General features: G+C 73.6%; 15 protein-coding genes. 8 read left to right on the forward strand and 7 right to left on the reverse strand.

What is annotated here, in order from left to right; genetic code table 11:
• The first annotated feature begins 94 nt into the window (after window positions 1-94).
• Window positions 95-394 carry a hypothetical protein gene (locus OG422_RS00875; RefSeq protein WP_405738505.1) on the forward strand — a complete coding sequence of 100 codons (300 nt, stop codon included), beginning with the start codon at window positions 95-97 and terminating at the stop codon, window positions 392-394.
• On the opposite strand, the gene OG422_RS00880 is transcribed toward OG422_RS00875, so the two are convergent.
• From OG422_RS00880 to OG422_RS00895, 4 genes are all read right to left on the reverse strand, one after another.
• Window positions 360-1,631 carry an MFS transporter gene (locus OG422_RS00880; protein ID WP_143940417.1) on the reverse strand — a complete coding sequence of 424 codons (1,272 nt, stop codon included), beginning with the start codon at window positions 1,629-1,631 and terminating at the stop codon, window positions 360-362. The genes OG422_RS00875 and OG422_RS00880 overlap by 35 nt on opposite strands.
• 211 nt (window positions 1,632-1,842) lie before the next feature.
• Window positions 1,843-2,214 carry a fic family toxin-antitoxin system, toxin component gene (locus tag OG422_RS00885; protein WP_143940418.1) on the reverse strand — a complete coding sequence of 124 codons (372 nt, stop codon included), beginning with the start codon at window positions 2,212-2,214 and terminating at the stop codon, window positions 1,843-1,845.
• Window positions 2,211-2,483, reverse strand: a complete 273-nt coding sequence (locus OG422_RS00890; RefSeq protein WP_405738509.1) for a hypothetical protein — start codon at window positions 2,481-2,483, stop codon at window positions 2,211-2,213. The genes OG422_RS00885 and OG422_RS00890 overlap by 4 nt, the downstream gene beginning before the upstream one ends.
• Before the next feature lie 105 nt (window positions 2,484-2,588).
• A complete protein-coding gene (locus OG422_RS00895) occupies window positions 2,589-3,626 on the reverse strand; it encodes a multidrug resistance efflux transporter family protein (RefSeq protein WP_405738511.1) in 1,038 nt (345 codons plus the stop codon).
• A gap of 172 nt (window positions 3,627-3,798) precedes the next feature.
• Between OG422_RS00895 and OG422_RS00900 the strand changes: the two genes are divergently transcribed.
• Window positions 3,799-4,437 carry a GntR family transcriptional regulator gene (locus OG422_RS00900; protein WP_143940420.1) on the forward strand — a complete coding sequence of 213 codons (639 nt, stop codon included), beginning with the start codon at window positions 3,799-3,801 and terminating at the stop codon, window positions 4,435-4,437.
• A gap of 63 nt (window positions 4,438-4,500) precedes the next feature.
• Here OG422_RS00900 and OG422_RS00905 read toward each other — a convergent pair whose 3' ends face one another.
• A complete protein-coding gene (locus OG422_RS00905) occupies window positions 4,501-5,727 on the reverse strand; it encodes a cytochrome P450 (RefSeq protein ID WP_405738514.1) in 1,227 nt (408 codons plus the stop codon).
• A 91-nt stretch (window positions 5,728-5,818) separates the two neighbouring features.
• The gene (locus OG422_RS00910; RefSeq protein ID WP_405748074.1) at window positions 5,819-6,001 is read right to left on the reverse strand and encodes a hypothetical protein; all 183 of its coding nucleotides are present in this window, start codon (window positions 5,999-6,001) and stop codon (window positions 5,819-5,821) included.
• A gap of 348 nt (window positions 6,002-6,349) precedes the next feature.
• Here OG422_RS00910 and OG422_RS00915 point away from each other — a divergent pair, with 348 nt between their 5' ends.
• From OG422_RS00915 to OG422_RS00940, 6 genes are all read left to right on the forward strand, one after another.
• The gene (locus OG422_RS00915; protein ID WP_405738517.1) at window positions 6,350-7,246 is read left to right on the forward strand and encodes a TIGR03621 family F420-dependent LLM class oxidoreductase; all 897 of its coding nucleotides are present in this window, start codon (window positions 6,350-6,352) and stop codon (window positions 7,244-7,246) included.
• A 131-nt stretch (window positions 7,247-7,377) separates the two neighbouring features.
• Window positions 7,378-7,812 carry a GNAT family N-acetyltransferase gene (locus tag OG422_RS00920; RefSeq protein ID WP_143940424.1) on the forward strand — a complete coding sequence of 145 codons (435 nt, stop codon included), beginning with the start codon at window positions 7,378-7,380 and terminating at the stop codon, window positions 7,810-7,812.
• Window positions 7,813-8,037: 225 nt separating this feature from the next.
• Complete coding sequence (locus tag OG422_RS00925) at window positions 8,038-9,297, forward strand: acyltransferase family protein (RefSeq protein ID WP_405738520.1); 1,260 nt, start codon at window positions 8,038-8,040, stop codon at window positions 9,295-9,297.
• Window positions 9,298-9,592: 295 nt separating this feature from the next.
• Complete coding sequence (locus tag OG422_RS00930; RefSeq protein WP_143940426.1) at window positions 9,593-10,936, forward strand: hemolysin family protein; 1,344 nt, start codon at window positions 9,593-9,595, stop codon at window positions 10,934-10,936.
• Window positions 10,933-11,952 (forward strand): hemolysin family protein, encoded by a 1,020-nt coding sequence (locus OG422_RS00935; RefSeq protein ID WP_143940427.1) that lies wholly within the window; start codon window positions 10,933-10,935, stop codon window positions 11,950-11,952. Before OG422_RS00930 ends, OG422_RS00935 begins: the two co-directional genes overlap by 4 nt.
• A 184-nt stretch (window positions 11,953-12,136) precedes the next feature.
• A complete protein-coding gene (locus tag OG422_RS00940; RefSeq protein WP_405738524.1) occupies window positions 12,137-13,360 on the forward strand; it encodes an FAD-dependent oxidoreductase in 1,224 nt (407 codons plus the stop codon).
• Window positions 13,361-13,469: 109 nt separating this feature from the next.
• Here the strand turns inward: OG422_RS00940 and OG422_RS00945 are convergent, their stop codons facing one another.
• Complete coding sequence (locus OG422_RS00945) at window positions 13,470-14,093, reverse strand: TetR/AcrR family transcriptional regulator (protein WP_405738527.1); 624 nt, start codon at window positions 14,091-14,093, stop codon at window positions 13,470-13,472.
• Window positions 14,094-14,147: the final 54 nt, after the last annotated feature.

Below are 14,147 nucleotides of genomic sequence, written 5' to 3' on the forward strand. Positions count from 1 at the left end.
CCGGGCGCTGGCCCCCGGCGGCCGGTTCGCGTGCGAGACGCGGAATCCGGCGGCGCGGGCGTGCGAGCGGTGGACCCCCGCGCACGCGGTGGAGGTGACCGGGCCTGACGGCGCGCGGGCCCGGATCGCGCACCGGGTGCGGCAGCCCGTGGACGGCCAGTTGGTCCGCTTCACCACCACCCTCACCGAGCCCGGTCTGCCGCGCCCCGTGCGGGCGGACAGCACCCTGCGCTTCCTGCCCGCGGACGCCCTCGGCGAGTTCCTGGCCGGTGCGGGGCTCGCCGTCGAGGAGCGGTACGGCGACTGGGACCGCTCCCCGTTCGGTGCGGCGAGCCCCGAGATCATCACCGTGGCGGGGGTCAGTCCAGGGCGGCGCCCTTGCGTTCGGGGATGAGGAACATCGCCGCCATGTCCAGGACGTAGAGGACCGCCAGCAGGCCGATGGCCTTCTGGAAACCGAAGCTCCCGGCGACCAGCGCGACGACGAGCGGGGCGAAGCCGCCGACGCCGCGGCCGAGGTTGAACAGCACGTTCTGCGCGGTGGCGCGGGCGTGCGTCGGGTACAGCTCGGCGATGAGCGCGCCGTAGCCGCCGGTCATGCCGTTGACGAACGCGCCCATGACGGCGCCGCCGATGAGCAGCGCGACGGGCGTGGTGAGGGTGGCGTAGGCGAGGACGGTGAGGACCGCGCCGGTCTGGAAGAGCCAGAAGGTGGGGCGGCGGCCGATGCGGTCGGCGAGGTGGCCGAAGGCGAGGATGCCGCAGGCCATGCCGAGGACGGTGACGGCGGTCCAGGCGCCGGACTTGGTGAGGCTGTAGCCGAACTGCTGGGAGAGGTAGCTGGGCAGCCAGGTCATCAGGCCGTAGTAGCCGAAGTTCTGGACGGAGGTCAGAACGAGGACGCCGAGGGTGGCGCGGCGCGCGGCGGGGGTGTCGACGAGGCTGCGCAGCGGTGTGGTGGCCGGGCGGGCGCGATCGGTGGAGGCGGTGAACGCGGCCGGTTCCCGCATGGTGCGGCGGAAGAGGAACGCGGCGAGGGCGGGCACCACGCCGAGGGCGAAGAGGGCGCGCCAGCCCCAGGCGTTGATGACTGGCGCGGAGACGAGGGCGGCGGTGAGAACGCCCGCCTGCCAGCCGAGGCCGACGTAGGAGGTGCCGCGGGCGCGTTTGCGGCTGGGGAACGCCTCGGCGGCGAGCGCCATGCCGATGCCGAACTCGCCGCCAATGCCCATCCCGGCGAGGAAGCGGAAGGCGGCGAGCTGCGGGAAGTCCTGGGCGAGGGCGGTGGCGCCGGTGAAGACGGCGAAGAGCACGATCGACCAGGACAGCACCCGGATCCGGCCGAGGCGGTCGGAGAGCATCCCGAAGAGCAGGCCGCCGGCGACGCACCCGATGAGGGTGAGCGTGGTCAGCGATCCGGCCTGGGTGGACGTCAGATGCAGTCCGGCGGTGACGGCGGAGAGCGCGAAGCTGAGGATGAGGAGGTCGAAGCCTTCGAGGCCGTAGCCGACGGCGGAGGCGACGACGGCCTTGCGGGCGTAACGGTCCGCGGCGGCGTCGGGCGGCGCGGGATCCGCGGCCGTCGTCTCGGAGGGGGGCGGGGGTGCCGACGGCGCGGAGTGCTGGGGCATGCGTCCTTCAGTGCTGCGTACGGAGCGGGGGCGGCCGAAGCCGGGCCGAAGGCGGTCGGTGTCTCCCGTACGGGATGCTGCCGGTGCCGTGTGCCACCGTGTCCGGCCGCGCGCGGGGCCGACGGGCCATTCCAGGGGGCGTGGCGCGATTCGTTCGCACGGGTATCCGGTCGAGGGGTGCGTACGGGGCCGGGGCGGGCCCGGCGGTGCGTCAGACCGTCCAACTGCGCAGTTCGTCGGCGATGGCGGCCAGTTCGGTGGTGTCGTCCTTGACGAGGCGGGCGAGGTCACGGACGCGCTCGGGCGAGGTCGCGATCTTGAGGCCGCTGGCGACGAGGTAGCCGTAGGCCACGGCCGTCGCGAACAGGGCGTTGGACCGCTCCAGCGCCGGTACCCGCAGCAGGATCTGGAGGAGGGCCGCGGCGCGGTCCTGCGGGTCGGTGTAGACGGGGACGCCGATGATCTCCGCTTCGTGGCGGCTGACGGCGGCGACGAGGGCGCCCCAGTCGGTGATCGCGGGGTCGCCCGGGGTGTGCTGTTCGGCGACGAGGAGGAGCCAGGCGAGGTCGATGCGCAGGGTCACTTCTTGCCCGGGTGCCCTTCCCTGCCGCCGGCCGCGCCGCGCGCGGCGGGCCCCGCCGCACCGCGCCCGAATTCCTCGGCGAAGACGCGCTCGTACTGCTTCATGAAGTCGGAGGCCGCCTCGACGAAGGTCTGGCCGACCTCCCCGGCGTCCCGGAGGACGAGTTCCTCGATATAGCGATTCACGCTCACTCCCCGCTGCAGGGCGCGCTCCCGGGCCGCTTCGGCGGTGGCTTCGTCCACGCGGACGTTCAACTGTGTTTTCGCCACCTCTCCACGCTAGCGCGCATCCGCTAGCACCGGCAAGCGGTCGGCGGCCCCGGCAACCGGAGCCGTGTGCCCCGCCCCGGCCCGCGGCACACGCCCCGGCGCGGCTCAGGGGCCACGGGTGCCACAGCCGTTCGGGGCGAGCGGGGCGTCCGCCGCGTCCCGCGTGGTCGTCGGGCCCCCGGCGGCCACGGTCCGCGGGGCGTTCCCGTCGCCGGGCCCGTGACCGAGGGCGTGCACGCACAGGCCCGCGAGGATCAGGGCGAGCCCGAGCCAGCCGGACGCCGCGGGCGCCGCGACCCCGAGCAGCAGCGCCTCGCCGAGCAGCGTGAACGGCACCTCGGCCGCCTGCGTCGCCTCGACCGCCCCGAGCGCCGCCGGCTGAGCGCGGACGAGGTCCGTCGCGCGGAAGAAGAGCGTCGTGGCGAGGACGCCGGAGGCCAGCGCGACGATCACGCACTGCACCACCTGCCCGCCGGACGGCGGCCCCACGGTGACGCCCGCGGTGGCCGCCAGCACCAGCCACAGCGGCAGCGAGCCGAGCGTCATCGCCAGGGTGCGCTGGACGCCGTCGAGCCCGTCCGTGCCGAGCAGCATGCGGTTGCCGAGCGGGTAGGCGACGGCCCCGATCAGCACCGGCACCACCACCGTGAACGCGGCGGACGCGCCCGTATCACCGACGTGTTCCAGCTGGGTCAGAACAACGCCGACGACGATCAGCACGGAGACCAGGACGGTACGCAGCGGGACGCGGGCGCCGCCCAGCGCGCCGATGGCGATGCCCGCGACGATGACCAGCTGCCAGGTCGAGGCGACCAGCCACCCGGCGCCCGCCTCGGACGCCCAGGCGAGCGGCGCGTAGAAGAGGCCGAAGCCGACCGTCGACCACAGGAGCCACCGGGCGGGGCGGGTGCGCAGGCTGCGCAGCACGGCGGGCAGGCCGCCGCGCACCGCGACCAGGGCGGTCATCGGCACCACCATGAAGAGGTAGCGCAGGCTCGCGGTCCACATCCACGAGCCGCCGGACAGGCTCATCCCGCGGTTGAGCACGAAGCTCATGGCGAATCCGGCGGCGGCGAGGACGCCGAGGCCCATGGGCGTGGCGAGGGCCGGCATCCGGCGCGGGCGGCCGGGGCGTATCCGCACAGTCGTCTCTCCCGTGTGTCGAGGCCGTCGCGCCGGGGCGGGCGCGCGCCGAGGTGACTGACATCTGAAATGTCAGTGGCGTCGGGTCACGGTACGACACCCGGTGCGGGCCGGGGCGCCCGCCCCCACCCGTCACCGCGGCCCGCCCGGGCGGGCACCTTAGGATCGCCGGGTGACCGCACTGGAACCGGTCCCGAGAAGGCTGCTGCGCGACGAGGCGTACGACGCGCTGCTGGAGGCGATCGTCTCCGGTGAGCTGCCTCCCGGGCAGAAACTCAACGACGCCGAACTGGCCGCGCGCCTGGGCCTGTCCCGCGCGCCGGTCCGCCAGGCCCTGGCGCGGCTGACCGGCGAGCGCCTGGTGGTGTCGAAGCCGCAGAGCTATACCCGGGTCGCGCCGGTCGACGCGCGGGAGACCCGGGACGCGCTCGCGGTGGTGCGGGCGATGCACGCGCTGGCCGTACGGGAGGCGGTGCCGCGGCTGACCGCCGCCGATCTGGCGCGGATGCGGGCGGCCAACGAGGACTTCGTCCGCGCGCTGGACGCCGAGGACGCCACGGCGGCGCTCGCCGCGGACGACGCGCTGCACGCCGTCCCGGTCGAGGTCTGCGGCAACGCCGCGCTCGCCGAGACGGTCCGCCGGTACACGCCGTTGCTGCGCCGGTGGGAGCGGCGCCGGTTCTCCGGGGCGGCGGCGCGCGCCTCGGCCGCCCGGCACGACGCACTGATCGACGCCTGCGCGGCGGGCGCGACGGACGCCGCGGTGGCGCTGTCCGGGGAGATCTGGAGCGGCTTGGACGCGGTGAGCTGAGCGCGCCCCCGGGGACCGTGCGCGGAACGGTCCCCGGGGCGGGCCCGGTGCGCGGCCGACGGGCTACCGGGCCGTGTCCGTCCACGTGACCGGCAGGGCATGGACCCCGTAGATGTTCATGTCGGTCCGCAACCGCACCTCGTCGGCGGGGACGGCGAGGGCGAGGTCCGGGAAGCGGCGCAGCAGTCCGTCGAACCCGGCGCGCATCTCGATACGGGCCAGTTGCTGGCCGAGGCACTGGTGGACGCCGTGCCCGAAGGAGAGGTGGCCGCGGGCGTTGCGGCGGATGTCCAGGGCGTCGGGGTCGTCGAAGCGGCGGGGGTCACGGTTGGCGGCCAGCAGGGAGACGACGACGGTCGAGCCCTCGGGGAGGGTTTCGCCGCCCAGCGCGATGTCCTCCGTGGCATAGCGGTAGAACATGTCGGCGACGGACAGGTAGCGCATCAGCTCCTCGACGGCGCCCGGCGTCAGCTCCGGGTCGGCGCGCAGCGCGGCCAGCTGCTCGGGGTGCTCCAGGAGCGCGAAGGCGCCCAGGCCCAGCATGTTGGCGGTGGTCTCGTGGCCCGCGAGCAGCAGCAGGAAGGCGATGCCGGTCAACTCCTCGATGGTGAGGTCGTCGTGGCGGGCCAGGTCGGAGAGGATGTCGTCGCCGGGTTCGGCGCGCTTACGGGTGACCAGCTCGGCGAGGTAGGCGGTCATCGCGCCGTACGCGGCCATCTTCTCTTCGAGCGTCTGCTCCTTGAGCAGGAAGCGGGCGGAGTTGGTCTGGAAGGTGTCGCGGTCCTCGTAGGGGACGCCGAGCAGTTCGCAGATCACCAGCGAGGGCACCGGCAGCGCGAACTCCTTGACCAGGTCGACCGGCGGGGCCAGGCGCGCCAACGCGTCCAGCTGCTGTTCGACGACGTCGGCGATGTGCTCTTCGAGTCTCCTCATCCGCTTGACGGTGAACGCGCCGGTGAGCTTGCGCCGCAGCCGGGTGTGGTCCGGCGGGTCCATGGCGATGAACAGGCCCGGCACCTGCGGGGACGGTTCGGTCGGCACGGGCATCCCCGGGGTTTCGTACGGCACATGGAGGATGCCGATGTCCTGGCGGGAGCTGAACCGGCTGTCGGCCAGCAGCTGCCGGGCCTCGTCGTAGCCGGTGACGATCCAGCCCTCGTGACCGTCGGGGAAGCGCAGCGGGCTGACGGGGCGGGCCTCGCGCATCCGGGTTATCTCCCGGGGCGGGTCGAAGGGACCGGCGTCGCGCTCCGTGGGGAGGGCGCGGGTGGCGGGGTCGGCGTGAGACATGGGGTGACCTTTCGTGAGGGCGATCGCGAGGGGATATGGGCATGACAAATACGCCCGTGAGGCGGTACGTGGTGGGGTGCGGGGCGAGTGTTCAGGCGTGGGCGCGGAGGATGTCGATGTTGCCGTGGCGGGTGCGGGCGTGGACCTCGACGGTGTCCGTCGCCTTCTGCGGGGCTTCGGCGCCGGTGAGCGCGTTGCGGACCTGGCCGGAGATGGAGGCGACGTCGATCCAGGCGGCGGCGCCTTCGCGGATACCGACCGGGGTGAGATCCATGACGCCATAATGGCGCCACAATGGCGCCACGCGCAAGCCCCAGCGACAACCCGCGCGGCACAGACGCAGAGGCAACCGCCTGAACTGCGAGAACGCAGGAAATTCAACTCGTCTCACGGCGCCACCACACACGCCCCCGCGCCAGAGGAGGCACACAATGACGCCAGATGGCACCACACGGCACCACATGGCACCGCCTGACGCCGAGCGACGCCACCGGGCTCACCCAGGCACTCCCCCGAGACCATCCCGCCCCGACCGGCTCCCGTGGTTGCATGACTCCGTTCGGACGCAGCCGAACGCGCCCACGGGTACCGGGCCTTGGGTACCCGTCGCCAAGGGGGTCCCATGTCCCGACCGTTCCGTTTCGGACTCGCCATCCTCACCATCGACACCGGCGCGACCTGGCGCCGGACGTGCCGACGGGCCGAGGAGCTGGGCTACGACGTACTGCTCGTACCGGACCATCTCGGCCGTCCGGCGCCGTTCCCGGCGCTGGTCACAGCGGCGGAGGTGACCTCCAGGCCGCGGGTCGGCACGTTCGTCCTCAACGCCGGTTTCTTCCACCCCGCGCTGCTCGCCCGCGAGGCGGCCACCACCGACACGCTCACCGGCGGGCGGCTGGAGCTCGGTCTTGGCACCGGTTACGTCCGCGCCGAGCACGAGACGGCGGGGTTGCCCTTCGGGTCGCCGGGCGAGCGCGTCGACCATCTGACCCGCACCGTCGAGGAGTTGGACCGGCTGCTGGGCGACCCGGAGTTCGCCCCGCGACCGGCGCAGCGGCCGGGCCCGCCGCTGCTCATCGGCGGCAACGGCCCGCGGATGCTGCAACTGGCCGCCGCGCATGCGCAGATCACGGCGTTCTCCGGCGCCCGGCAGGCCCCCGGGCGCACCGAGGGCACGCTGGAGCTGCTGTCCGCCGAGGAGGTGGCGGCGTCGGTGGCCCGCTACGCGACGTACGAGGAGGCCGCCGGGCGCACCGATCCGGCCGAGCGGAACGTCCTCGTTCAGCGGGTGGTGGTGACCGACGACCGCCGGGCCGCGGCGCGGGAGTTGGCGGCGGAGGGCCTGGGGCTCGACGCGGAGCAGTTGCTCCAGGCGCCGACGGTGCTCATCGGGACGTCCGCCGAGATCGCGGACCAGCTGCGCGAGCGCCGCGAGCGGTTCGGGTTCTCGTACATCACCGTGCTGGATCCGGTCATGGAGGAGTTCGCGCCGGTGATCGAGGAGGTTCGGCGCGGCTGACGCGTCCGCGGGTCCGGCCGGGTGCCGCCGGGCCCCGCGGCGCCGGGTACCGGGCGGCCGCCCGCATCGTGGCGCCATCCCCTCAACGAAAGGGTTCGACGTGCGCGCGGGGTCGTTGATGGGATGGCGCCATGAGTGATCATCTCCGTATCCGTTGTGCCCGCCTCTCCGACATCGACGCCGTGCTCCGCTTCTGGCGGACGGCCGCGGAGGGCACCAGCATCAGTGACGACCACGAGGGCATGGTCCTTCTGCTGACCCGCGACCCCGAGTCCCTGCTCCTGGCCGAGCGGGACGGGGAGCTGGCGGGGACGGTCATCGCCGGGTTCGACGGCTGGCGGTGCTCCGCCTACCGGCTGGCGGTCCACCCCGGCCACCGCAGGCAGGGCGTCGCGACCGCGCTCATGGACGCGGCGCAGGCACGGTTTCGCGCATTGGGTGGCCGCCGGGTCGACGCGATGGTCCTGGAGGCCAACGAACCGGCGCACCGCACCTGGGCCGCCGCGGGCTACCACCGCGAGGACCACTGGCGCCGCTGGGTGAAACCGCTGCCCGTGGAGGGGTGAGGCGCCCGGCGCCGTACAGCGAGCCGCGGGGGCTTCCCGCCGGGCCGTCCAGGTCCGGCGGGAAGCCCCCGTTCCGTGTTCCCCCCTCAACTCGCCTCCCACGCCCGCTGGTTGACCCACCGAACTCCCCTATCCCCTCCGTATATACATTGCGCGTATACACGCGTTATATAGTCGGCTTTCCCGTCGACCGGCGGGGCGTTCGACTCGTTCTGGAGGACCACCGTGCTCAGGGGCACTTCGCTACTTCCCGCCCGGAAGGGGCGCGCGTCCGCGGCGGACCGGACGGGCGGCGCCCCCCCGGCCTCGGGCGGCGGGGCGCGGCTGGCCGCCATCGACGGGCTGCGGCTGGTGGCCGCCGCCGCGGTGGCCGCGTACCACTTCCTGGGCACGACCACCCCGCACTTCTGGGGCGCGTACGACCTGCGGGAGACCGTTCCGGTGCTGCACGAGGTCAGCCGCTACGGCTGGCTCGGGGTGGAGTTCTTCTTCCTGATCAGCGGGTTCGTGATCTGCATGAGCTGCTGGGGGCGCACCCCGGCGCAGTTCGTCGTCTCGCGCGTGTCCCGGCTGTTCCCCACGTACTGGTGCGCGGTGCTGCTCGTCATCGCGCTGGTACTGACCGCGCGGGTGGCGCATCTGGACGCGGCGACGCCGATCGATCCGCGGACGGTGCTGGGGAATCTGACGATGGCGCCGGGGCCGATGGGGCTCACGCTGATCGACGGTGTCGCCTGGACGCTGTGGGTGGAGGCGCGCTTCTACCTGTTGATGGCGCTGATGCTCTTCCTCGGGCTCACCTACCGCCGCATGATCGCGTTCTGCGGCGCCTGGCTGACCCTGGCGCTGCTCGCCCGCGAACTGCACTCCGAGGCGCTCGACGCGGTGGTGCTGAGCCAGTACGCGGGCCTGTTCGTCACCGGGATCGCGCTCTACCTGATGCACCGCTTCGGGCAGAACATCGTGCTGTGGCTGCTGGCCGGGTTCGCCTGGTGTTACGAGCTGACGGTGCTGCACGACCGGGTGGCCGGGCACACCGTGAAGCCCGCCGCGGGCGGGGCGCTCTCCTGGGCCGCGTGCGCCGCGCTGCTGACCTTCTTCCTCGTCGTGCTGGCGCTCGCAGCGTTCGGCCCGCTGGCCCGGATACGGTGGCGCGCCCTCGTGACGGCGGGCGCGCTCACCTATCCGTTCTATCTGGTGCACCAGAGCATCGGCGTGCCGGTGGCCAAGGGGCTGCTCCAGGTGGCTCCGGGCCTGGGTCTGCTGCCGTCCGTGGCGGCGGGCCTCGCCTTCGCCCTGCTGCTGGCCTACGCCCTGTACCGCCTCGTCGACCGGCCCGCCGGGCGGATCCTGCGGCACCACCTCACCCGGGGGATGAACGCGACGGACCGCACGACCGGCCGGAGCGGCACCGGCGCACCGCCGCGGCAGCCCGCGGCGAGCGGCGCGGAGGCGGCCGCGCGGCCGGTGCCCAGCGGCGTGTGACGCGAGCGGGACCGGCGCGCGAGCACACACGGAACAGCACAAGGGGCCGCCTCCCGGGAGGCGGCCCCTTACGTGTGCCCGATAACCCCGCACCGCACGCACCGCCCCGCCTTTTGCTGATCCTTTACCATGGTGGGGTCTCTTCCCTCGTACGCAGGCGCACACGGTGCCCCGTACGCCCCCAGCGAAAGGTGTGTGAACGTCCAGCCATGGGCGAACCTCCCAGTTGCCGAGCCTGCTCCCGGCAGAGCGCGAACCTCCGGACCCTGTTCGATCATGGGACGGAGGTGACCCGATGACCGAGCTGCTCCTCCTGGCCCTGGCTCTCCTTCTGACGCTGGCCTGCGGCGTCTTCGTCGCGGCCGAGTTCTCGTTGACGACCGTCGAGCGCAGCGATCTCGAACGCGCCGTGGAGCGCGGCGAGCGCGGCGCGGAGAGCGCGCTCAAGGCCGTCCGCCGCCTGACCTTCCAGCTCTCCGGCGCCCAGCTGGGCATCACCGTGACCGGCCTGGTCATCGGCATGCTCTCCAAACCGGCCCTGGCCACCCTGCTCGCCGGACCGCTCGACGCGGCCGGGCTGCCGGACGCCGCCGCCCAGTCCGTGGCGCTGATCCTCGGCACGGCGCTCTCCACCGTCGTCCTGATGGTCGTCGGCGAGCTGGTCCCCAAGAACTGGGCGATCTCCAGCCCGCTGCCCGTCGCGAAGCGGGTCGCGGGGGTGCAGCGGGCGTTCAGCGCCGCGTTCTCCCCGTTCATCGGCCATCTCAACGCCACCGCGAACCGCACCGTGCGCCGGATGGGGCTGGAGCCCGCCGAGGAGCTGGCCTCCGCCCGCGGGCCGCAGGAGCTGGTGGCGCTGGCCCGGCACTCCGCCAAGGAGGGCGCGCTGGAGCCGGACACCGCCGAGCTGTTCGTCCGCACCCTCAACCTCCCCGGTCTCACCGCCGAGAACGTCATGACGCCCCGCGTCCAGGTCACCGCCCTGGACGTGCAGGCCAACGCCGAGGACGTCGCCAACGCGACGCGGGCGACCGGCCTGTCCCGCTTCCCCGTCTACCGCGGCGGCCTCGACAGCGTCGTCGGCGTCGCGCACATCAAGGACGTGCTGGCCATCCCGGCCGGGCTGCGCACCCGCCGCCCGGTGTCCGAGCTGCTGCGCGAACCGCTGCTGGTCCCGGCGACGCTGCCGGTCGACCAGCTCCTGGACCGGCTCTCCGGCAAGCGCACCATGGCCGTGGTCATCGACGAGTACGGCGGCACCGCGGGCGTCGTCACCCTGGAGGACATCGTCGAGGAGGTGGTCGGCGAGGTCCGTGACGAGCACGACCCGATGGAGACCCCCGACCTCGCCGCGGCGGGCAGCGACCCCGAGGGCCGCGTTCTCTACCACGCGGACGGCGCCGCCCGCACCGACCAGCTCGCCCGCATCGGACTGCGGCTGCCCGAGGGCCCGTACGAGACGCTGGCCGGGGTGATCGCCGCCGGTCTCGGCCGGATCCCGGCCGAGGGCGACACGCTGGAAGTGGCGGGCTGGACCATGGACGTGCTCGACGCGTCCGGGCGACGCGCCGCGCGGGTGCTGCTGCACGCGCCGGCCGCGGAGCCGCCCGGTGAGCCGGGACGGGAGGCCGCGCGATGACCGTGCTACAGATCTTCGTCGGCCTGCTCACCCTCGTCGTCAACGCGTTCTTCGTGGGCGCCGAGTTCGCGCTGATCTCGGTGCGCCGCAGCCAGATCGAGCCGCACGCCGACGAGGGCGACCGCCGCGCGCACCGCGTGCTGTGGGGGCTCCAGCACGTCTCGGCGCTGCTGGCCACCGCCCAGCTCGGCATCACGCTGTGCACGCTGGTGCTGGGCGCGGTCGCCGAACCGGCCATCGCGCATCTGCTGGAGCCGGTCTTCGACGCGGTGTCCGTGCCGGACGCGCTGGTCCACCCGGTCTCGTTCGTGATCGCGCTGGCGCTCGCGACCTATCTGCACATGCTCTTCGGCGAGATGGTGCCGAAGAACGTGGCGCTGGCCGAGCCGGTGCGCACCGCGCTGCTGCTGGGGCCACCGCTGGTGGCGCTGACCCGCGCGCTGCGCCCGGTGATCTTCGCGGTGAACAAGCTGGCCAACGGGGCGCTCCGGCTGTTGCGGGTCGAGGTCAAGGACGAGGTCACGGCGACGTTCTCGGACGATCAGCTGGCCCGGATGGTCGACGATTCGCGTGCGGCGGGGCTGCTGGACGAGCGCGCCAAGGAGCGGCTGCGGGACGCCCTGGAGCTGGGCCGGCGGCCGGTGCGCGATGTGGTGCTGCCGGTGGAGAAGGTCGTCTCGGCCGGTCTGGGGATCACCCCGGAGGGCCTGGAGCGGCTGGCCGCCGCGTCCGGGTTCTCGCGCTTCCCGGTCGTCGACGACACCCACCGGATCCTGGGATATCTGCACGTCAAGGACGCCCTGGACGCCATTCCGCGGGACGTGCCGTTCCCGGTGCCGGCGATGCGGCCGATCGCCCGGGTGCGCGCCGCGACCCCGCTGGACGATGTGCTGACCGCGATGCGCGGCTCCCGGACACATCTGGCGGCGGTCATCGGCGACGGCGGCACGCTGGCCGGACTGGTGACGATGGAGGACGTCCTGCGCGAACTGGTCCTGCAACAGCCGACGGCCTGAGCCCGTCCGGGCCGAACCACACCCCCGTACGGCCCGGACGGGGCCCCTCACCACCCACCGTCTGACCGATCGGTTAGTTTACTGACCGATCGGTCAGGCTTGGTGCGCCGACGGCGTGCCGTACGCCCTGGCCGGTCGATCCGCCGTGGCGTACGACCGCGGCCGACACCGAGGGGGCACGGAAATGGCACGCACCACCTGCTGCATCGCGGGCGGCGGACCCGCCGGGATGATGCTCGGCCTGCTGCTGGCCAGGGCGGGGCTGAAGGTCACCGTCCTGGAGAAACACCCCGACTTCCTGCGCGATTTCCGCGGCGACACCGTCCACCCCTCCACGCTGCGCCTCCTCGACGAACTGGGGCTCGGCGCGGAGTTCGCCAAGATCCCGTTCCCGCGGCTGGAGGAGATGCGGGTCCGGATCGACGACACCAGCGTCGTGATGGCCGATATGCGGCGCCTGCCCGGCCGTCATCCGTACATCGCGATGGTGCCGCAGTGGGACTTCCTCGATCTGCTCGCCCGCGCCGCGGCCGCCGAGCCCTCCTTCGAACTGCGGATGTGCACCGAGGTCACCGGCCTGCTGACCGAGGGCGGCCGGGTGACCGGCGTCCGCCTCCGCGACGCGGACGGCCGCGACGGCACCCTCACCGCCGGCCTCACCGTCGCCTGCGACGGCCGCGGCTCGGCCGTGGCGGCCGCCGCCGGGCTGCGCCAGGAACTGTTCGACGTACCGATGGACGTGTGGCAGGTACAGGTCGACGCCCCGGCCGACGCCGTCACGTCCGGCCGGGTCTTCGCCTGCTTCGGCGGCGGGCAGGCCGCCGTCACGATGGACCGCGGCGACTACTTCCAGACGTCGTACCTGATCGGCAAGGGCCGCGACGCCGAGCTGCGGCGCCACGACGTCCAGTGGTTGCGCGACCGGCTCGGCGCACTCTTCGGCTGGGACGCGCGGGTGACCGGCACGATCGGCTCCTGGGACGACGTCAAGCTGCTGGAGGTCACCTTCGGGCGGCTGCGCCGCTGGTACCGGCCGGGGCTGCTCTGCATCGGGGACGCGGCGCACACCATGTCGCCGGTGGGCGGCGTCGGCGTCAACCTCGCGCTCCAGGACGCCGTCGCGGCCGCCCGGATCCTCGCCGGTCCGCTGCGCGCGGGCACCCTCTCCGTCCGCGACCTGGCGCGCGTCCAGCGCCGTCGGCGGCTGCCGCTGACCGTCGCGCAGAAGGCCCAGCACACCGAGCACGGGCTGATCACCGCCGCCCTCGACGGCACCCTCGACGCGCACCGTCTGCCGCCGATGCTGCGACTGCTGCGCCGGGTGCCGCCGCTGCGGACGGTCACCGGCTATCTGGGCGCCATCGGGATCCGCCCGGAACACGCCCCGCCGTTCGCCCGGCGGGGATGAGCGGTCCGGGGCGCGGGCCGTACGGGGTCCGGCCGCGCCCCGGGCCGAGGACGCACGGGGGCGGGCGGATGCGGGCCGGGCGGTGCGGGCCCGGCGGCCCGCATCCCGTTCAGTCCCGGGGCTCGATCGCGTACCGCGTGAACGTCTCCAGCTCGGCGGTGGCCGCGTCCAGATCGAGGTCGGGGTGGGCCAGCCAGTGGGCGATCACGCCGTCGATGGCGCCGCCGATGGCGAGCGCGACGGTCCGGGTGTCGCACCGCCGCAACCGTCCGGCGTCCTGACCGGCGGCGAGCAGCGCGGCCAGGAACTGCCAGCGGCCGTGGGCGTCGTGCGAGCCGGGTGTCTTGAGCCGGGTGCCGCCCTCGTCGTCGAGCAGCATCTCGGTGATCACGCGGACGTGGCTGCGGTGGGCCTGCTGGTAGCCGACCATCGCCCGGACGTAGGCGAGCACCGCGTCCCGCGGATCGCTCTCCTTCGCCACCTGCTCGGTGACGTACGCGGCGAACGCCTCCAGGACCTGGGTGAGCGTGGCGCGGGTGAGGTTGTCCTTGGAGGAGAAGTGGTAGAGAACGGCCGCCTTGGACAGGCCCGCGCGCTCCGCGATGGCGGCGAGCGAGGTCGCCGGGTAGCCGCGGGTCGCGATCAGCTCGATCGTGCAGTCGATCAGCTGCTGCTTGCGGGCGCTCTCCGTGAAGGTCGGCGTGGCGCCGCCCGCGCCGCGGCGAGGCGTCATCGCGGACCCGCCCTCCTCGTTCGTTGTGCACACCGGTCGGTAGGTGACGGTACA

Source organism: Streptomyces sp. NBC_01525, from assembly GCF_045040405.1.
In the GTDB taxonomy this organism is placed as follows: Bacteria; Actinomycetota; Actinomycetes; order Streptomycetales; family Streptomycetaceae; genus Streptomyces; species Streptomyces benahoarensis.

Excerpts from the sequence above, each read along its gene's own strand:
- OG422_RS00880 (WP_143940417.1), bottom strand. The coding sequence starts at position 1,631 with ATGCCCCAGCACTCCGCGCCGTCGGCACCCCCGCCCCCCTCCGAGACG.
- OG422_RS00905 (WP_405738514.1), bottom strand. The coding sequence starts at position 5,727 with ATGTCTCACGCCGACCCCGCCACCCGCGCCCTCCCCACGGAGCGCGAC.
- OG422_RS00910 (WP_405748074.1), bottom strand. The coding sequence starts at position 6,001 with ATGGATCTCACCCCGGTCGGTATCCGCGAAGGCGCCGCCGCCTGGATC.
- OG422_RS00915 (WP_405738517.1), top strand. The coding sequence starts at position 6,350 with ATGTCCCGACCGTTCCGTTTCGGACTCGCCATCCTCACCATCGACACC.
- OG422_RS00920 (WP_143940424.1), top strand. The coding sequence starts at position 7,378 with ATGAGTGATCATCTCCGTATCCGTTGTGCCCGCCTCTCCGACATCGAC.
- OG422_RS00930 (WP_143940426.1), top strand. The coding sequence starts at position 9,593 with ATGACCGAGCTGCTCCTCCTGGCCCTGGCTCTCCTTCTGACGCTGGCC.
- OG422_RS00935 (WP_143940427.1), top strand. The coding sequence starts at position 10,933 with ATGACCGTGCTACAGATCTTCGTCGGCCTGCTCACCCTCGTCGTCAAC.
- OG422_RS00940 (WP_405738524.1), top strand. The coding sequence starts at position 12,137 with ATGGCACGCACCACCTGCTGCATCGCGGGCGGCGGACCCGCCGGGATG.
- OG422_RS00945 (WP_405738527.1), bottom strand. The coding sequence starts at position 14,093 with ATGACGCCTCGCCGCGGCGCGGGCGGCGCCACGCCGACCTTCACGGAG.